Raw genomic sequence first — 19,383 nt, 5'->3', positions numbered from 1 at the left:
TGAACATGGTATTGTTTTCATTTATCAAAATATAGTGAGAATTTGTTGTGTTGTTAAAACATTCAAATAAAAACCGCAGTCAATGAGCTGCGGTTGAGTGAAGCATTTTAAAATTATCTCAGCTTGCGTTATGAAACTTGAAAATAGTCTCGCTATTCTCCATTCATGCTTTACGACGTATACGTCTCATGCTCAATTTTAACCTACAACGCAAGCCATTTATGAAATGCTAACAGGCCCTAAAGACGTTTGCGTTTTGCAGCAGTAATTTGTGATTGACGCATACGGAAACCTTCTTTTTGTTTCTCAGATGTTTTATCAATACAATATTTGCAAGAAACACCATGTTCATAACTTGGTAAATCGGCTTCTTCAGGAACCAGTGGCCAACCACATGCATGACATTTAATATTTTCACCTTCTTCCATACCATGTGTCACCGCAGTACGACCATCAAAAACGAAACATTCACCTTCCCACATACTCTCATCAGCAGGGGTTTCCTCAAGGTATTTTAAAATACCGCCTTTAAGGTGATACACCTCGTTAAAGCCTTCTTGAAGGAGTAATGAGGTTGATTTTTCACAACGAATACCGCCTGTACAGAACATCGCAATTTTCTTATCTTTATGCTGCTCAAGTTCTTTTTTTACATATTCAGGGAATTCACGAAAGGTTTCTGTTTTAGGGTCAATCGCACCTTTGAATGTACCTGCTTTATATTCATAATCATTACGTGTATCAATCAAAATCACGTCATCACGCGCGATGAGTTCGTTCCATTGCTTTGGATTAAGATAATGTCCAACAAGATCACGAGGTTTCACCTCTACACCTAAAGTTACGATTTCGTTCTTTAGCTTAATCTTCATCTTACGGAATGGCTTTTCATCACTATGTGATTCTTTATATTCCATGCTGTTAAAGCCTTCATTCAATAAGAATTGATGAATGACGTCAATGGCTTGACGATCGCCAGCAACAGTTCCGTTAATTCCTTCACCTGCAATAATAAGAGTACCGCAAAGGTTGATGGTTTTTACCAAGTCTAAAAGACGTTGTTGAAGATCTGCAGGATCTTGAACTTCTTTGAATTGATAAAGTGCTGCAACAACCCAACCAGAGGTCGCTTGCTGTTCTACAGGTGCAAGCTGTTCTACAGTAGCGTTCATGGAGTACTCCAAATATTTAAGATAGAATAAAATTTAAGGCGCACATTTTAGCGTGATTTACATCAATATGCGAGAAAACCCTAGTCTTTGTAGTGTTTTTTTATTCCCTGAAAAAAATGTGGGTTTTTATACTAAATATAGTACTTTAAAATATTTTATATACCATATATAGTATTGCGAAAAGATTATTTCGTACCGAAAAAGTGTGTCACATCGTTGATGTAAGGAGTAAATTTTGAGTAACGAACGTCGGATACCTACCTTAACGCCATGTGCTGGTCGTTGTTCAACGGTATTTGGTGATTCTGTTTGTCGTGGTTGCCGTCGTTTTAATCATGAAGTGATCCAATGGAATACATATGATTCAGAGCAACGTTTAGCCGTTTGGAAAAGGCTGGATGCACAGCTTGATCAAATTTTAATTCCGATGTTACCTTTTGCCGATTTAAGACATATCGAAGGTTTTATTTTAGGTAAACGTATACGAGTGATGGACTCAGCTTCTAAAGGACGCAAGTTGTATCATGCATTAAAAATTTGTGAAAAAAATAAACATCTTGCAGAAGAGAGTGGTTTGGGAATTCAAGAGAAACAGGTAAAACCGCTTTGGGATGAATTTGAACGCCGTGTATTGGCATTGGCGAATGCGAGTTATGATTTCGCATGGTTACGCGCAGACGGTATTCGTCAAAGTATTTTACATTTGGAAGATGTTTAAGCCCAGTTCCCGTAATGATCTATTATTTAACAGACCTCAATATTTTGGCTATTTAATTTTAATCAATGTCACTTATAAAAATTAAAACAAAAACGGGCCCTGTCATTTAATCGTACTTTAATCAAGAATACCTAATCAATATTAAAAAGCCAGTCCAAAGATTTGAACTGGCTTTTTTACTCTGTCTAAATGTAATGACTTAAAATATTTTCTTAGACATTGTGTTTTAAACGATACTGAACCAATTCTTCAATGGTAATAAGTGTTAAATGATGCGTTTGTGCATATGCTAAAACTTGAATGCCTGAAGCCATTGTTCCATCAGGATTAGTCACTTCACATAACACACCGGCGGGTTTTAAACCGGCTAAACGTGCTAAATCAATAGAACCTTCTGTATGTCCACGACGGGTTAAAACCCCCCCATTACGACCACGCAATGGAAAAACATGACCAGGGCGATTCAGATCACTTGCGACAGCACCTGTTTTAATTGCAGCATGAATAGTAGTGGTACGGTCTTTTGCAGAAACACCTGTTGTTACACCTTGTGCTGCTTCAATGGTAATGGTAAAAGCCGTTTTAAACTGACTTGAATTGTCCTGAACCATAGGTGGCAGGTCAAGGTGATCTGCTAATTCATCGGTAATGGTTAAGCAGACAATCCCTGAACCATCACGAATCATACGTGCCATAGTTTCAATATTGAGGGTTTCTGCTGCAACAATTAAATCTGCTTCGTTTTCACGATCAAAATCGTCCATGACCAAAACAGGCTTGCCTTGGCGCATATCTTCGATTGCTTGTTCGATACGTTGGTCTGCAGGCGATAGTGCAGAAAAGAAAATTTCGGGTTGAATTAAACTAGACATTGAAACGCTCTCGTAAAGTTAAAATACGGTTGAACATTTCAGGACATTTGAAATAGTGGCGTTACAAAACCTTTTCCAATAAAGAATATTGAAATTTTTAAGCTGTGACGTCGTCTTCTTTCATCCGGACTATACCGTCGGCTTTGGCATTTCACCAAATCTGCGAATCACGATTAAGCGCGATAAGCTCGTGGGCTGTTGGCTCAGGCTTGAAAATCCGTCCAATTTACCACCGGTGGGGAATTACACCCCGCCCTGAAGCGATGTGCATTTATTATAGACACTTTTTTTCTAAATGGATGCTTTTTTTTAGAATGATCAGTACTATAGATAGAACAATAGTTGCTATAGAAAATAATTAAACTTATACATTTAAAAGAATATTTGTGGTCATAGTGATCAACGAATAGCAATACAATAAGGAGACTAAGCTTGATCACGATTCAGCAAGATGTCTATTCATGGCGTAACGATGACTTTGTTAAACACTTACAGGTTTTGGGATTTTCTCTAATTGCAGTCAGTATTTTATATTTGACTGCTGCAAATTGGTTAATGTTGCCTCAGTTTTTTCAATTAGCTATTCCACAAATATTTTTATTACTCAGTGCTCTAGCGAGTATTTTTTTGGCTAAGCATGATTATTTAGTACAGTGTTTACATACAGTAAGTGGCTTGATGATTGGTTTAAGTTTGGCGGTCATAGGTCAAATTTATCAAACAGGGGCAGATAGTTATTTACTATTTTTAATCTGGTCTATTTTATTATTGCCGTGGTTGTATCGTCCGAATATTGGTGTTTTTACATTGCTCTGTATTGTCAGTCAACTCACCTTATTTTTGTTTTTTAAACAAACATTTTGGGCTGATGAATATCCAGTTACATTCTTATTTAGCTTAAATCTTCTGTCATTATTTCAGTTTTATTTTTGTCTTCGTTATTATCAAAAGTTGCGTTATCTCTTTATCCTATGGTTTGGAATTCTTTCAATTTGGCATATGGGGTTATTTTTATATGGTGATGGTGATTTGGCATTCGCCACAACCATGATTTTTAGATTGATAGACGTTAAGATCGCTTATTTAATCTCATCATTTTTTCTTCTTTCTGTCGCATTAACTTATTTTTATCGAAAAAGAGATCAGTTATGTAGTGTACTTTCAGCAGTAGGTTTAGGGATTACGTTTACGCTGGTGATTTTCAAATGGATGAATAGTCTATTTCATGAATCTGAAGTGCTAGGATTATTTTCAATTGCTTTGGTTGTTTTCGCTTGGTTTGCAATGATTACTTTCCTATTGATTAAGTTTATTCCGCAAAACAAATTTAACAATATTCCTATCGCAGTAGGTGCGTGGATTGCAGGTGTTTTATTGGCATCATTGATGCTGACATTTTGGGGTAATTTTTCCTTGATTATGGGGGCAGTTTTTGTAGTATTGGCCGCCTTTATTTTAACAAAGAAACAAGCTTTATTTTTAAGACAGTTCGCTTATTGTATATGGGTCGCAGGGCAAAATGCTGTAATTTTCCATACCTTTGAATGGACTGATCAATTCTTTCCACTTTTCTTTATTCAATTTGCCATGCTGTATCTTAGTTATTTTATTCGCAGCCATTGGTTCTTTATTTTTATCCAACTATTTGCTTTGTATTTATCAGGTATTGCGTTGATTTGGGATTTAAACGTTCTGCTTGGATTACATCGTTTTGTTGAAAATTTTTCATTTCTGGTCTTATTGAGTTATGGGTTTTATCTCGTAATGATTTGGATGCATCGTATTCAACCCAGTCAATACCAACGAAGTTTAGCATTGGCTAATTTATTAATTATTCTTTCATCCATGGGGTTCTATACACTATTTGGACAATATGAATTAGATAAAATTAGATACCTTCCTATTCTTAGCTTGGGGCTGCCTATTTTGTGGTTGGCTTTGTTTATGGCGTTGAGGATTCGTAATCAATTTAGCTTGATTGCCCAATTGATTTTATTGGCTTTTGCTGCAGTACTGATATTTTATGGCTATTTTGAAATTTTTATTTGTATCGCCATACTTTCATGGGCATTGTCACAGCACGATAAAATTGTCTATGGTTTTGCTTTAGTGACTTTGGCGTTAACCTTATGGTTTATTTACTATGCCTTGAATGTTAGTTTCCTTGTTAAAAGTCTGAGTATTTTTAGCTCAGGATTAATTTTGTTGATACTGACTTGGGTACTGCATAAATTCCAATCAAAAGAGGGGGTAAATACATGAAAAAATTCATTCCTCTTTGTCTTGCTTTAATCTGTATTATTCTTTTTCTAGGCATCATTTTTAAGAATGAACAGCATCTGAAAAATAGTCAGAGTATATATGTCCGCTTACAACCTGCAGATCCTCGTTCATTTATTCAAGGGGATTACATGGCACTGAATTATCAGCTTTACTTAGCTCCTCAGGAGACTAGATTTTCAATTGAAAATCACCTAGATTCAACCAAACCCGCTATAGAGTCTAATGAGACAATCAGTCAGGTATTCTCAGGTCATTATTATGATGATCGTATAAAAAATAAGTCCTCTGTTTTGAATTATGTAGCATTAGATCAACAGCGTCGAGTGATTCATACATATTTTGAAGCACCCAAAAATATAGCTACAGTTCTACTGATATTAAAAAATCCAAATAATCGATATACATCATTATATCCAGCTTCAAAAAGTTTTTTATTCGCTGAAGGTTTGAGGCAATGCTATCAAGCTGCACATTATGCAGAATTTAAAGTAGATCAGCAGGGGAATGCGATTCTTGCATCTCTGAGAGGAAAGCAACTACAAGATTTAGACTGTGAGAATAAACAACGTTGGCGTGATGGTTTTCGTTCTGTAAATAAATCATCATAAGCTGAGTAGGCATAAAAAACCCGCATCATTGCGGGTCTTGAATCATCTGTGTGCAATTATGCAACTTGAACAGGGATACAGTTTGCTGTGTGATTTACTGTATTGTCTGGATTTGCATATACAAGACGTGGTTTATGCGCATCAGCTTCAGCATTAGTAAAATCACCAAATGTGGCAATAATCATTAAATCACCAACATCAGCTTGAAGTGCAGCACCACCATTGACTGAAATGATGCCTGAACCTTCTTCGCCACGAATCGCATAGGTTGTAAAGCGCTTACCATTAGTCACGTTCCACATATGAATTTCTTCATATTCACGGATACCAGCTAAATCCAAAAGAATACCGTCGATTGCACAAGAACCTTCATAATGTAATTCTGCTTGTGTAACAACACAACGATGGATTTTTGCTTTTAATAAACGAGATAGCATGATTTGCGTCTCCAGAGTAGCCCTTACAATTGTTATCTTGTGTTGAAGCAACAATTTTTAATGGGGGGATGCATTTGAAAGCGCATTTTGCTCTTAAAAATGAATCATGGCAAGAAAAATTATTGAACAAAGAACATAAAATTTAGGTTTAAATTATGCTTTATAAGCATTGATTTGATTCATTGCTTGCTGAATCTCACCATTAACCAATAATTTTGTTTTGCCTAAAGCATGGTGTATTGCATCATCCATTAAAGTCTGTTCACTACTTGGTGCTTTACCCAGTACATGTCCTGAAACTTTTTCTTTAGCGCCGGGATGACCAATGCCAATACGTAAGCGATGAAAATTAGAACCAATATGAGGAACAATGTCACGTAGACCATTGTGACCACCATGTCCACCGCCAGTTTTTAAACGAATGACGCCCGGATTCATATCCAGTTCATCATGAGCGATGAGAATTTCTTCTGGTTTAATTTGGTAGAATTTTGCAAAGGGAACAACACTTTGACCAGAAAGGTTCATAAATGTTGTGGGCAATAGTAGACGAACATCTTGTCCTTCAATATTACCGCGACCACTGATTCCTTTGTACTTTGAATCAGTTTTTAATGTAATACCATATTGTTCTGCAAGGCGTTCGACGAACCAAAAGCCTGCATTATGGCGGGTTTGGGCATATTCAGAACCTGGATTACCCAAACCAATAATCAGTGAAAGTTTACTCACTCATTTACACCATTTAACATTTATGCGCGTTTAAAGTCAGCGTGCATTGGTGTGTTTTTAGCTGGGTGACGTTGTAAAGCTTGGATTTTAACGCTTTCAACTTTACCTTCGATGTTAAGATCAATAACTTCTTCAAAGAAAGAGTTATTTTCTAAAGCTTTAACAAGCTCGCGAAGTTCTAAAGTAACCGCTACAGGTTCAGCAGAACCACCATAGATGATCGCTGGAACTTTGTTTTGAAGACGAAGGCGGCGGCTCGAACCTTTCCCTTGAACTGCTTCTTCACGTGCTACTGCATTTAATACGAAGTTTGCCATGATGACATTTCCTCATTGAGTGTAATTGACTGAACTTTCGACCAGCCCAGTGATATAAAGCCCTACCAAAGAGTAGGGCTTTGAAAATTTGGCGCTATTATAGATAAGAATCGAACATTGCGCTAATAGATTCTTCGTTGTTAATACGACGAATTGTTTCAGCAACCATACTTGCTACTGAAACTTGGCGAATCTTACCAAGTTTTAATGCTTCATCTGAAAGTGGAATTGTGTCAGTAACAACCAATTCATCAATTACAGATTTGCTTAAATTTTCGAGTGCTTTACCTGATAGTACAGGGTGCGTTGCATAAGCAACCACTTTACGAGCACCAAAAGTTTTTAGTGCATCGGCAGCTTTACACAAAGTACCAGCTGTATCAACCATGTCATCGACAATCACACAGTCACGATCACGTACATCACCAATCAAATGCATCACTTGTGATTCATTCGCTTTTTGACGACGTTTATCAATAATTGCAAGGTCGATATCACCCATTTGTTTTGCAACAGCACGTGCACGAACTACACCACCAACGTCAGGTGAAACCACCATTAGGTTGTGATGTTGTTGTTGACGTAGGTCAGCAAGCAAAGCAGGCGTACCATAGATGTTATCTACAGGAATATCAAAGAAACCTTGGATTTGGTCAGCATGCAAATCGATCATTACAACACGGTCAATACCAACAGTGGTGAGCATGTCTGCTACAACTTTTGCAGTAATTGGAACACGAGTTGAACGAGGACGACGGTCTTGGCGTGCATAACCGAAGTATGGAATTACAGCAGTAATACGACCAGCACTTGCACGACGCAAAGCATCTGCCATTACTAAGATTTCCATAAGGTTATCATTCGTAGGGGCACAAGTGGGCTGTACGATAAACACGTCTTTACCACGCACATTTTCAGTAATTTCGACAGTGATTTCACCATCAGAAAATTTACCTACAGCAGCAGCTCCCAAAGGGATGTGCAAATGGCTAACGACTTTTTGGGCGAATTGTGGATGCGCAGTTCCACTAAAAACGACAAGATTGGGCATGAAGCACCCTTGGCGGTTGGCAGATTTGAATTAGATGGCAGGGGCGGCTGGATTCGAACCAACGGATGCCGAGATCAAAACCCGGTGCCTTACCACTTGGCGACGCCCCTAATGCGGCAGAATTTTAGTGTTTTTGCATGTCTCTGTCAAGGTAAATCAACATTAAATACAAATTACTATGTTCTGTCTTTTTTGAGAAAATGGCAGGGGCGGCTGGATTCGAACCAACGGATGCCGAGATCAAAACCCGGTGCCTTACCACTTGGCGACGCCCCTAATTTGATGTTGTATTTAATGGCAGGGGCGGCTGGATTCGAACCAACGGATGCCGAGATCAAAACCCGGTGCCTTACCACTTGGCGACGCCCCTAAAATACAACGATCTACAGATGAAAAATGATGGCAGGGGCGGCTGGATTCGAACCAACGGATGCCGAGATCAAAACCCGGTGCCTTACCACTTGGCGACGCCCCTATCATTACACTGTAAAATGAGTGAGTGGTGATTCATTCAAACTGTTGACCAAATAGGCTTTACAGGGTGAATACTTTAAAACATCATCAATCTTCATTTGTTCAGTGACTTCAACAAAAACACAAGCACCTGTACCTGTAAGCTTTGCTGTACCGAACTGATCTAAATACTGCATTGCTTCATCAACTTCAGGATATAAATTTCTTGCCAGTGGCTCAAAATCATTTCTAAAATTGGATGGCTTTAGCTGATAGGCGCAAAATTTAGTAGGCTTCGTATCTCTTGTCAATGTTTTTTGCGAAAAAAGTCGTTGAGTGCTGATAAAACAATCAGGTTTTAACACAATGTATTGTTTTTGATCTAAGTCTATGAATGTTAAGTGTTCACCTATACCTTCAGCCCAAGCATTACGACCATGAACAAAGATTGGAACATCTGCCCCCAATTTCACCCCAAGCTCAGCCAGTTGCTCAGTATTTAAACCGCACTGCCAAAGTTGATTGACCACGATCAATGTAGTGGCAGCATTGGAAGAACCACCACCTAGACCTGCACCCATTGGAATATTCTTTTCGATACGAATTTTTAAACCAGATGGCTGTGTGGCATAAGGTTTTAAAATTTGAACCGCTTTATAAATCAGATTATGTTCCAAATCGACGTTACTAAAACCTTCAAGACTGATTTCTGGTTGAGAATGTTCTGTTTGGGTGAATTCTAACCAGTCATACAAATCAATCAGCTGAAAAATACTTTGCAACTCGTGATAGCCATTTTCACGGCGACCTGTGATATGCAAAAACAAATTCAATTTTGCTGGAGAGGGAACACGAATCATAGATTTCATTGTCTAAGGTAAAGATTTAGCGGTTTTGAATCACCATTGTAATACGATTTTCCTGACCAGATTCAAGTTGTTGTTTTAAAATCAGCTTGTTGGGCAAGCTTGCTTGATTATTATAACTAAAATCTACAGTCCAGCCATCTTCAATGATTTGAGCAATACGTTGAGTATTGTCTCTTGTGATTTGTGCATTTTCAGTGGCAGGGTAGGCTTGAACCCAATCGACAATATGCGTAATAGGTGCATTCCAGCCTGTGGCTTTTTCAAGCAGTTCTTCTGGTGTTTCAGCCGAAATTGACCCTGTTTTAGCGCTGTTTAGAGTAACTTCCCCAGATTTTCCTTCAATAATGGTTTTGCCAATGCCTAAGATCCCATTCAATTGGATGTTAAAATCTTGTTGGTCTTGCGTCCATGTATAGAATGCACTGCCAGACTGTTTAGGTGTTTTTACCCCAATTTTCCCTTCAAGATTAAATTGATTTGACGGTTTTTGCTGAGGCGCTGTGGCATCAGTGGGTGCCGTAAGCGTTGGTGTGGTTGGTGCAGGCTTTACGACTTGCTGACAACCCGTGATTGTAAAAACGGTTGCTGCAGTTAGGCTACAAAAGATCTGTGGAATGTGACGCATACAAGTCATTAACTCTTTTTAATATGTTGCGGTAATATTAATGAATCTAATTGATTTAATTGAGGATCATTTGGGTGATTTTGTTTGAGTTGTTGTAACACTTCATTAAATTGAGCTAACGCACCTTGCATATACAAGGATTTTGCATATCGAATACCGATGTTTACACTATGACTCAGATTATAAGCTTTCGATAAAATGTTTGAGGCAGCATCAAAATCATTTTGCAAGAATGTGATATATCCCAGCGTATCTAAAATCGAGGCTTGATCTGGTGCAGAGTCTAAGGCATGTTCAGCATACTTTCGCGCTTCATCTAAACGTCTATTTTGTAGTGCAAGCGTATAGGCATAAGCATTTAAATAAGCAGGATTATTGGGCTCTAAAGTTAAAAGTTGTTTCAGTGCTTTATCAAGTAAATCACGATCCTCAAATGGATCAAGAAGCAGTATTTCTGAATAGAGAATTTCAGGATCATCAGGCAAGTTCTTCACTGCTTCAGTGAGTAATCTCAATGCTGCTTTTTTATTGCCCATGCGTTTTAAAATCTCAGCTTGAGCCTGATATAAGAAACTTGCATGTTGTGGATAATTGACACGTTCTTGGGTTAAAAACCGCAAAGCATCATTCATCTTGTCTTGTCTTTCAAAAATCGAGACCAGATTACGGCGTGAAACCGTATATAAGTTCCCATCAACCAGACGATAATAGGCTTTTGCCGTTTCATCATTTTGCTTTCGTTCAGCATTTACTGCCAAATAAAAATAAGCTTCATTTTGATAACGTGACGAATAACGTAATTCCACCAAATATTGTTCAGCTTGATCTAGCTTTTTTAAATCAATCGCAGTTAAACCTGCGATAAATAGGGCTTCTTCAGCATCCGGCCAAGTTTGGATAATAGATTCTAATTTAGTTAAGGCCAATTCAGATTGATGAATCTTGATCAAATATTTAACTTCAGCTAGACGGATATCATAGTTATATTTGTTTTTACGACTACTTCGATCATACCATTTTAAAGTCGCTTCTTGGTCACCCAAAGCCTCTAATAAATTGGCTTTCATCAAAATAAAGCCAGTCACTTTTGAACGTTTTCTTAATGCTTTATTGACAGTTTTTAGCGCTTGCTCGATTTCATCGTTTTGCGCTTCCAAACCTGCAATTAGAATAAGCACAGAAGGGTTATTTTTTTCTTTACTTGCTCTCAGTGTACTGAGCAGATTTTGACGATCTACTTCTGATTCTGGTGCAATTCCTTCTAAAATCTTTTCTAAATCAGCGTTAGGGTCAATGTTGAGAATACTGTCTAGGGTTTCTGCAGCAAGTTCGTATTCATGTGATTTGAGCGCAATATGTGCCAAGTAAAATTTTGCAGGAACATCTTCAGGTTCTTGTACAACCCAATGGGTGGCAATGTCTAAAGCGGCTTTTAAATCATTTTGTTCAATTGCAACATTCAAGGCACGTTGCTTAATGGTGGTTGAATTACTACGAATTGCGAGCACAGTATAATTGTGTAAAGCAGTTGCTGTATCATTATAAGCCAATGAAAATTCAGCAATAATACTTTGTTTTAATGCATTAGTATTATATTTCGCATGATAAAATTCTCCAGATGCTCTAATATGAGCACTAGAAGCCATGCTACCAACCAGTAAGAATGTGGTAGAATATTGCTTAATTGTCATGCCGCTTAAGCGGTTGTTTATTTGACGCAATTTTTCCGAATCCAAGTATGCTTTTTATGACACCGTTATTGCACAATAGCACAAATTTAACGAAATGATGATCTGATATGTCTTTCTTTGCATTGGGTGTCAACCATCAAACTGCCTCTGTTGAGCTACGTGAGCAAATCGCTTTTAATCCAGAACGATTAAAAGATTTATTTGCTGTAGAAAGCCTTCGCCAGAATTTGAATGATATGGTGGTGGTCTCAACATGTAATCGTACTGAAGTCTATGCCATGGCTGAAAATGCCGATATGGTATTAAATTGGCTCGCCCAAACCAATGGTATTGATGTAAAGCAATTGTCAAATCATGTATATCGTTATGAAAATACCGATGCTGTTTCGCACTTGATGCGAGTCGCAAGTGGTTTAGATTCGTTGATGCTAGGTGAGCCACAAATTCTTGGGCAGGTTAAAACAGCACTATCAATCTCAAAAGATGCTGAAATCGTCTCGCAAAACCTAAATCAAATATTTGAATATGCATTTTATGCAGCCAAACGGGTACGTTCTGAAACTGCAGTGGGTAGCCATGCTGTTTCGATGGGATATGCAGTTGCTCAACTTGCATTGCAAGTGTTTAGTAAGCCTGAACAGCTTACAGTCATGGTGGTTGCCGCAGGTGAAATGAACAGCTTGGTGGCGAAACATTTGGCTGAAATGGGTGTTGCAAAAATCCTGATTTGTAATCGAAGCCGTGAACGGGCAGAAAAATTAGCACAAGAAATAGCACATCGTGTTGAAGTAGAAATTATTCCATTTGATGAATTAACTTCGAATCTCTATCGTGCGGATGTAATTTCGAGTTGTACAGGCAGTTTGCATCAAGTCATTGCTTATGCAGATGTGAAGTTTGCTTTAAAAAAACGTCGTTATCAACAAATGCTTATGGTCGACTTAGCTGTACCTCGTGATATAGATCCAAAAGTTGAAAGTTTGGATGGTGTGTATTTATACGGTGTGGATGATCTACAAAGTGTAATTGATGAAAATTTAGCACAACGACGTCAAGCTGCGGTTGAAGCTGAAGTCATGGTTAATCAACTGGTGACTCAGTTGGTGACTCAGCAAAAAGTAAAAGAAGCGGGGAGTACAATTCAACAATTTCGTGAACACGGTGAAGAACAACGTCAGATGGAATTGTCGCATGCTTTAGAACGTATTCAGGCAGGTGAGGATACTCAACATGTACTTGAGGATTTTGCGCATCGTTTGACCCAAAAGTTATTGCATCCTTCTTCAATTTTATTACGCAATGCGGCGCAAGATGAAGATCCATCACATTTTGAGTGGATGAAAGAAAATATTCAGGATATTTTTGAACAAGAAAGAAAACCAAAAGCGAAGTGATTATTTTTTAAAATAATGTGATTTAATGTTTTTGCTTCGCCAGCTATTATTGGTGTATCTATTCGTGCGATCAAATTAGAATAATGAAATTAAGGTAATTAAAATGCTTAAAACTTTATATATTCATATTATTGTGTTTGTCAGTAGAATACTTTTCAAAGCCTGTAAAAGACAGTGATGTATTATTGAACCAAGCAATTAAGGATCTACATCGCCTCTCTATTTCGGGTGGAGTTATGGGGGTAATTGATTCAGTTGATCGATGCTATAAAAATCTCAAAAAACTAAACTATATAGCTTTTATCTAGATTATTCAGGGCGGTTATTGGATGCACTTATGGTCGAAAGTATAAATGCACACTCAGACTCTAATTTCCCTACTACCGTGTTGTTTAGTGATGAAAACTTTCAAAAACGTATATTTATAAACCTATATAAGCCTCATGACTCCTCAATGGAAGAGGCCAATAGCCATATGAATTTTTTGTATTACAAAATACTCGATAAGCTCAATGAAGCGTTTATTAAAAATTAATGATGTACCAGCTTTAAACTAATTTGTTTAGTCAGTTCATTGAGTTGTTTACGTAAATTACGTGATTCACTTAACGAAGTTGGGGCTTTAAGCTTTAATTTTAAATATTTCTCTTGCAAGGCTAAAGAGTAATCTGAAGCCAATTTATCTGCCATTTCAGGCGCTTCAGCCAAAGCCTGAATATTAGTGCGTTGGATGATTTCAGATAATTCCAAATGATAAGCGCCACATGCACCTAAAATATAATAGGTTGCAAGTTCTTGATCGTCTGGTAGCTCGTCAAAGACACGGTCAAATACGGCTAAGATCTGCGCCAATAGTTCATCTGGATGAATCAATGCGCGTAATACTTCAAAATGAATATACAAAAATGGGTGTTGCATCAAAATCGCAACAGCAAAGTCTTCATCTTTAGTACGAATATTAAATGACAATGAGGCATCTAAGCTGACTTGAGGTTGCCATTTTCGATTAAAACCTAATTTTTCTTTAAAGAATTGTCTTAATAAATAGCGATAAGAACCTTGCTTAGGCAGTAATTCCGTTAGTTGATTGAGTTCAGCCATCACCTGACTTTTGCCCTCAGGTGTAGCAACATCATAATTTTGACTTAACAATGCAAAGACAAAATCTGATAATAATGGGGATTGTTGCCATATACGTTGAAAAGTTTCAAAACCCTCTTTACGAATCAACGAATCTGGATCATGCTCTTTGGGTAGAACAAAGAATTTAAGTTCACGACCATCATTTAATAATGGCAGGGCAATTTCTAAGGTTCGACGTGCTGCTTTTTGTCCCGCGGCATCACCATCAAATGCAATTGTGATCTGATTGTTCTGCTTAAATAAAATATTTAAGTGATCAGCATTGCTGGCTGTACCTAATGTTGCTGTTGCCCCAGAAATCCCATTCTGTTGTAAGGCGATCACATCCATATAGCCTTCTACCATAAGCCAATTTTGCGCACGGTCTTTACGCCCTTCATACAAGCCGTAAAGGAGTTGATTTTTGTGGAAAACTTCAGAATCAGGTGAGTTAATATATTTCGGTTTGATTTCATCATTCAATGCGCGACCACCGAAACCGACAACACGACCTTTGTTGTCTCGAATTGGGAAAATCACCCGATCACGCAACAAATCGAAGTCACGACCACTATCACTGGTACGAATTAACCCCAGCAGTTTTAAACCTTCAATATCTTGTGGAAAGGCTTTTTCCAAATGTTGCCAATCTTCTGGTGCATAGCCTAAACGCCAATATTGGATGGTTTCGCTACTTAAGCCACGATGTTTAAAATAATTCTGCGCGACTTTACTGTTTGGCAATTGCCGTTCATAAAATTGTGCAATATTTTCTAGAAGATCATAAAGGTTACCATCTTGAGGGATTTGGTTAAAACCAGTTGGATCAAATTGGGTTGGATCGAAATGCTCTGGATCTGGATATTGGCTAAAAGCTTCGAAAGGATCAACTTCACGTGGCTGAACATAATCTGTTTTTTGCTCAGCGGGTTTAGAATCTACTAATTTATCTTCTACAGCCTTCACTGCTGGTTTAGGCTTGGATACTTCACGCTTATATGACAATTTTTTATTGTCATGATTGTCTTTGGGAAGTTCGACACCTGCATGGCTGGAGAGTTCTTTCATGACATCGACAAAGTTTCGATTATCAATATCCATTAAGAAGCGAATGGCATTGCCATTTGCCTGACAACCAAAGCAGTGATAATACTGTTTATCACGGTAAACATGAAAAGAGGGGGACTTTTCCTGATGAAAAGGGCAACAGCCTGAATAGGTGCGACCAGTTTTTTTCAATTTCACACGTTGACCAATCAGATCGACAATATCTGTGCGATCCAAAACTTGATCTATCGTGTGCTGAGGAATAGCCATAAATTTAATGTCATGTATCGTTTAAACTAATTTAAAGTTTAACGTAGTTTTGCTTCTAAAAATATCGATGAATAAAAAAGACGGGTAAAAACCCGTCTTGATTTGTCGCAATCAATATTTATTTACGTTGTCCATCATACAAACTTTCATCTGCGCGTGCGGGTTCTTTAGATACTTCACGATTTGGACGGTCAAGTAAGCCAAAACTCACTTTATTCAACAAGCTTGATTTTTGTTCTGCTTGATCAGACGTTTCAGAACTCGCTTCTTGTGATACTTCTGCTTTATCACCACGACCTAAAATACCTAATGTTGCACGGTTCCACCAGCTGGCTTCTTTACGTGCTGCGCGTATATTCACTTCACCATTTGATTTAACAAGGTTCGGGTAGTTTTGCTTAAGCACGCCAATGTACTGTTGTGATGTTTCTTTATCGCCCAACTTATCATAACCATATGCCATAGTTGCTAAGGCTTCAGGAACTTGAGGGGTTTGAGGATAGTGTTCAATCACCCATTGTGAACGTTCAATCGCAGCCAAATATGCTTTACGTTTAATATTGAAACGTGCAGTATTCATTTCACTTTCAGCCAATTCTTGACCAATGTATTTCATTCGCTGTGCGGCATCAACTGAATACTGGCTTGAAGGGTAGCGACGAATTAAGTCGACAAAATTTTGATAGGCAATTTTTAAATAACCTACATCACGATGCGCTTGTTTTAATGAGGTATAGCGAAGCAAACTGTCATAGTTTTGCTCCATATTGGCTACACCACGGACATAGTAGGCATAGTCTAAATTCGGATGTTGAGGATTTAAACGGATAAAACGATCTGCCAGTGCAATTGTACCTTCATAATCTTTTTGCTTAAATTTTGTGTAAAGCAATTCAAGCTGAGCTTGTTGTGCATATTGCCCAGTCGGAAAATAAGTATCCATTGCTTCTAACGCTTTTGCAGCATCGCCATATTGCCCACGGTCTAATGATTTTATCGCATTATTGTAATAAGTCTGCTCATTTGATTTCGGGCCTGTATCAACAACATCCTTCTTCGGATTGCTGCTACAGCCGACAAATGCAGTTGCTAAGCCTACAGTTAAAGCAAGCATTGTGACTTTATAACGTGGTAGCGACATAAAAATTCCTCTGTTTATACGGGCAATAGGCTACAATTGCGCTATTAAACCACTTTTGTCCGAATGAGCAAATGACTTCAGCACACTCTTCTAATTCTAATTTCCCAGAAAACGATTTCAATTTACTTGAAGATTCTGAGGATGCAGATAATCATAATTCTGCACCAACTGCAACACGTTTATCGTTGCAATTTCAACTGGATGAAAGCTATTTAGGGCAACGTATTGACCAAGTCGCAGCACTGGTTTGGAACGAGTTTTCTCGTGAAAAACTCAAGCAGTGGATGAAAGAAGGTCATTTGTTGGTAAATGGTAACATTGTCAAGCCTAAGTATAAATGTGAAGGCAATGAACTTCTATGTTTAGATGTTGAGTTAGAAGCACAAACTTCTGCACAACCTGAAAATATACCTTTAAATATTGTTTATGAAGATGACGATATTATGGTCATCAATAAACCAGTAGGTATGGTTGTACACCCTGGGGCTGGTAATCCAAATGGTACTCTAGTCAATGCCTTGCTTTATCATTATCCAAAATCTGCCGAATTAACTCGCGCGGGTTTAGTGCATCGTATAGATAAAGATACCAGCGGCTTATTGGTTGTTGCTAAAAATCTGGAAGCTCAATTTTCTTTAAGTAAGCAATTGGCTAAAAAAACAGTTTACCGTGTATATGACTTGATTTGTTATGGTCATATTATTGCAGGTGGTACGATTGATGAACCGATTAAGCGCCATCCTGTCGATCGTGTAAAAATGGCTATTTTACCGGGTGGCCGTGATGCAGTGACGCATTACAATGTTAAAGAACGTTTTCAAAATTTTACCCGTGTACAGGCGCAACTTGAAACAGGGCGTACTCATCAAATCCGTATTCATTTCACCTATATTGGTTATCCATTGGTGGGTGATCCAGTCTATGTTAGCCGTGTTAAAGTTCCAGCAGGCGCTTCTGAAAAACTGAGCAGTGCATTGCGTAATTTTAAACGCCAAGCTTTACATGCGTTTAAATTGGGCTTAGTTCATCCACGTACAAAAGAAGAAATGATGTTTGAAGCACCATGGTCAGATGATTTCGTTGAGTTGGTAGAAGTTCTACGTTCTGAAAATCAAGCGTATTGATTGATTTGTATTATAAAGCTGCTCAATGAGAGCAGTTTTATAAAGTTATTGGGTAACCACAACTATCTTTTGTCCTGTTGAAAAAATCGGCGTATATTTTGATTGATCCCTTACTCATTCTGATGACATTATTCTGTTTTGATAGGCAGAGTTGACCTGAAAATCTTCGAAAATAGAAGTGATTCGACTATGAAATCTTTTGCTTAAGTAATCTTTTGCAAGGTAATGATGTTGCGACATACGCTAAGTTGTTTTATTTATAATAAAGTTCGATTGAGGTGGTATTTTGATTAAAATAAAGACCAAAATTTTGTAGTGATATCCCTCAATAGGCATTTCATAACCACTCAAGCGTTTCTATTTTTAAAGTATCCAGAAGGATTGACGTAATGGATATAAATACTACAACTTATTAATATCCATGTTTAATTCAAGTCGAATAAGACATTAGGATCTAATTTTTTAGGGATTACCCGCTATTCAAGTTTTAATTGATATTGTTAATTTTGATTAAAGAAATAACAGTAAATTTGGTTGAAATTTTTAGCTTTACTAATCAATTAAATTAATTAAAGTATTGATCAAGGGTTGATTGAATTTGTTATAGTTATAGAGTCGTGAAATGATTTAAGTAGGAAATGTGCCAGATGCAATTTGTTCAAGGATTACCTCAAGGTGTATATGTCGGACAGACACATATACAGCACCCAAAGGCTTTGCCATCTGTACAGCCTGAACTTGAAGGTTTTAATTTGGCATTGCATGTAAATGATGATCCTAAACGTGTACAACAGCATCGTATGATTTTATTAGATGAATTTGCTGAATGGGGTGTCAATAAAATCACGTGGATGACTCAGACTCACAGTACAATTTGTCATACTGTCAATGAAGAAATGACCTTTACAGCATTGGTCGGTGACGGATTAGTTACACAGAATCAAGGGCATGCTTTGATGATGATGACCGCTGATTGTTTGCCTGTTGTATTAGGCAATAAGATGGGTAGTGAAGTTGCAAACTTACATGCAGGTTGGAGAGGGTTAGCTGGAGGGATTATTGAAAATACAATTGCCAATATGAAATCTCAACCTACCTGGGCTTGGTTAGGTGCAGCGATTAGTCAAGCTTGTTTTGAAATTGGTATAGAAGTAAAAACTGCTTTTTGCTCTAAATATGCTGAATTAGAAACAGCATTTATAAAGAGTGAGCAACAAGGTAAGTATTACGCTGATTTATATGCGATTGCACGTTACATTCTCAAACAGCATGGGGTCGATGTGATTACAGGCGGGGACCAATGTTCTTATCGACAAGATCAAGATTTCTATTCTTACCGCCGTCATGCAAAAACAGGTCGTATGGCAACTTTTGTATTTATTCATAATTAATTCTTTATTTTTAAATAGATTTATTGCAGTTTAAAAAATCTATTAATGCGTTTTCTGAACATTACA

At 37.7% G+C, this 19,383-nt stretch carries 17 protein-coding genes, 4 tRNA genes and 1 riboswitch; of the genes, 6 read left to right on the top strand and 15 right to left on the bottom strand.

The features are described from left to right. Positions 1-239 precede the first annotated feature (239 nt). Positions 240-1,172: an oxygen-dependent tRNA uridine(34) hydroxylase TrhO gene (trhO, locus tag AC4CVF_RS13935; RefSeq protein ID WP_490789614.1), complete on the bottom strand. Its 933-nt coding sequence runs from the start codon at positions 1,170-1,172 to the stop codon at positions 240-242. A gap of 235 nt (positions 1,173-1,407) precedes the next feature. Here trhO and AC4CVF_RS13930 point away from each other — a divergent pair, with 235 nt between their 5' ends. Then, on the top strand, positions 1,408-1,890 hold the full coding sequence (locus AC4CVF_RS13930; RefSeq protein WP_336952762.1) for a DUF1289 domain-containing protein: 483 nt from the start codon (positions 1,408-1,410) through the stop codon (positions 1,888-1,890). Positions 1,891-2,102: 212 nt separating this feature from the next. On the opposite strand, the gene ribB is transcribed toward AC4CVF_RS13930, so the two are convergent. Next, the gene (ribB, locus tag AC4CVF_RS13925) at positions 2,103-2,762 is read right to left on the bottom strand and encodes a 3,4-dihydroxy-2-butanone-4-phosphate synthase (protein WP_419327614.1); all 660 of its coding nucleotides are present in this window, start codon (positions 2,760-2,762) and stop codon (positions 2,103-2,105) included. 108 nt (positions 2,763-2,870) lie between these two features. Beyond that, a riboswitch (FMN riboswitch) is annotated at positions 2,871-3,028 on the bottom strand. A gap of 166 nt (positions 3,029-3,194) precedes the next feature. Here ribB and AC4CVF_RS13920 point away from each other — a divergent pair. Together AC4CVF_RS13920 and AC4CVF_RS13915 are read left to right on the top strand one after the other, a co-directional pair. Beyond that, positions 3,195-5,024, top strand: a complete 1,830-nt coding sequence (locus AC4CVF_RS13920; RefSeq protein WP_336952760.1) for a DUF2157 domain-containing protein — start codon at positions 3,195-3,197, stop codon at positions 5,022-5,024. After that, positions 5,021-5,653 (top strand): GDYXXLXY domain-containing protein, encoded by a 633-nt coding sequence (locus tag AC4CVF_RS13915; protein WP_490789613.1) that lies wholly within the window; start codon positions 5,021-5,023, stop codon positions 5,651-5,653. The genes AC4CVF_RS13920 and AC4CVF_RS13915 overlap by 4 nt, the downstream gene beginning before the upstream one ends. 56 nt (positions 5,654-5,709) lie before the next feature. On the opposite strand, the gene panD is transcribed toward AC4CVF_RS13915, so the two are convergent. The 11 genes from panD to AC4CVF_RS13860 all read right to left on the bottom strand — a co-directional run bounded on the left by panD (position 5,710) and on the right by AC4CVF_RS13860 (position 11,858). Further along, positions 5,710-6,090 (bottom strand): aspartate 1-decarboxylase, encoded by a 381-nt coding sequence (panD, locus tag AC4CVF_RS13910; RefSeq protein WP_004722504.1) that lies wholly within the window; start codon positions 6,088-6,090, stop codon positions 5,710-5,712. A 153-nt stretch (positions 6,091-6,243) separates the two neighbouring features. Continuing rightward, positions 6,244-6,822, bottom strand: a complete 579-nt coding sequence (pth, locus tag AC4CVF_RS13905) for an aminoacyl-tRNA hydrolase (RefSeq protein ID WP_004722502.1) — start codon at positions 6,820-6,822, stop codon at positions 6,244-6,246. 20 nt (positions 6,823-6,842) lie between these two features. After that, positions 6,843-7,139, bottom strand: coding sequence for a 50S ribosomal protein L25 (gene rplY, locus AC4CVF_RS13900; RefSeq protein WP_004722499.1), 297 nt, complete (start codon positions 7,137-7,139; stop codon positions 6,843-6,845). A 97-nt stretch (positions 7,140-7,236) separates the two neighbouring features. Beyond that, complete coding sequence (locus tag AC4CVF_RS13895) at positions 7,237-8,190, bottom strand: ribose-phosphate pyrophosphokinase (RefSeq protein ID WP_004722497.1); 954 nt, start codon at positions 8,188-8,190, stop codon at positions 7,237-7,239. 35 nt (positions 8,191-8,225) lie between these two features. After that, positions 8,226-8,300, bottom strand: a tRNA-Gln gene (locus AC4CVF_RS13890). A 91-nt stretch (positions 8,301-8,391) separates the two neighbouring features. Next, a tRNA-Gln gene (locus AC4CVF_RS13885) sits at positions 8,392-8,466 on the bottom strand. A 19-nt stretch (positions 8,467-8,485) separates the two neighbouring features. Next, positions 8,486-8,560, bottom strand: a tRNA-Gln gene (locus tag AC4CVF_RS13880). A 30-nt stretch (positions 8,561-8,590) separates the two neighbouring features. Next, positions 8,591-8,665 (bottom strand) — tRNA-Gln (locus tag AC4CVF_RS13875). A 4-nt stretch (positions 8,666-8,669) separates the two neighbouring features. Then, a complete protein-coding gene (gene ispE / locus AC4CVF_RS13870) occupies positions 8,670-9,503 on the bottom strand; it encodes a 4-(cytidine 5'-diphospho)-2-C-methyl-D-erythritol kinase (protein WP_419327617.1) in 834 nt (277 codons plus the stop codon). A gap of 25 nt (positions 9,504-9,528) precedes the next feature. Further along, a complete protein-coding gene (lolB, locus tag AC4CVF_RS13865; protein WP_490773696.1) occupies positions 9,529-10,137 on the bottom strand; it encodes a lipoprotein insertase outer membrane protein LolB in 609 nt (202 codons plus the stop codon). 8 nt (positions 10,138-10,145) lie between these two features. Further along, on the bottom strand, positions 10,146-11,858 hold the full coding sequence (locus AC4CVF_RS13860) for a tetratricopeptide repeat protein (protein WP_336952756.1): 1,713 nt from the start codon (positions 11,856-11,858) through the stop codon (positions 10,146-10,148). Between the two features lie 77 nt (positions 11,859-11,935). Between AC4CVF_RS13860 and hemA the strand changes: the two genes are divergently transcribed. Then, positions 11,936-13,222: a glutamyl-tRNA reductase gene (gene hemA, locus AC4CVF_RS13855; protein ID WP_336952753.1), complete on the top strand. Its 1,287-nt coding sequence runs from the start codon at positions 11,936-11,938 to the stop codon at positions 13,220-13,222. A 531-nt stretch (positions 13,223-13,753) separates the two neighbouring features. On the opposite strand, the gene AC4CVF_RS13850 is transcribed toward hemA, so the two are convergent. Beyond that, entirely contained in the window at positions 13,754-15,661 is a 1,908-nt protein-coding gene (locus AC4CVF_RS13850; RefSeq protein WP_336952751.1) for a DNA primase, read from the bottom strand. Positions 15,662-15,779: 118 nt separating this feature from the next. After that, positions 15,780-16,802 carry an outer membrane protein assembly factor BamD gene (locus AC4CVF_RS13845; protein ID WP_004819623.1) on the bottom strand — a complete coding sequence of 341 codons (1,023 nt, stop codon included), beginning with the start codon at positions 16,800-16,802 and terminating at the stop codon, positions 15,780-15,782. 71 nt (positions 16,803-16,873) lie between these two features. Here AC4CVF_RS13845 and rluD point away from each other — a divergent pair, with 71 nt between their 5' ends. Together rluD and pgeF are read left to right on the top strand one after the other, a co-directional pair. Beyond that, complete coding sequence (rluD, locus tag AC4CVF_RS13840) at positions 16,874-17,926, top strand: 23S rRNA pseudouridine(1911/1915/1917) synthase RluD (protein WP_490789612.1); 1,053 nt, start codon at positions 16,874-16,876, stop codon at positions 17,924-17,926. A gap of 647 nt (positions 17,927-18,573) precedes the next feature. Further along, positions 18,574-19,317: a peptidoglycan editing factor PgeF gene (gene pgeF / locus AC4CVF_RS13835; protein WP_419327620.1), complete on the top strand. Its 744-nt coding sequence runs from the start codon at positions 18,574-18,576 to the stop codon at positions 19,315-19,317. Positions 19,318-19,383 lie beyond the last annotated feature (66 nt).

The sequence above is a fragment of the Acinetobacter sp. LipI_19 genome (assembly GCF_058242925.1).
This window is presented reverse-complemented; position numbering and strand designations above follow the sequence as displayed.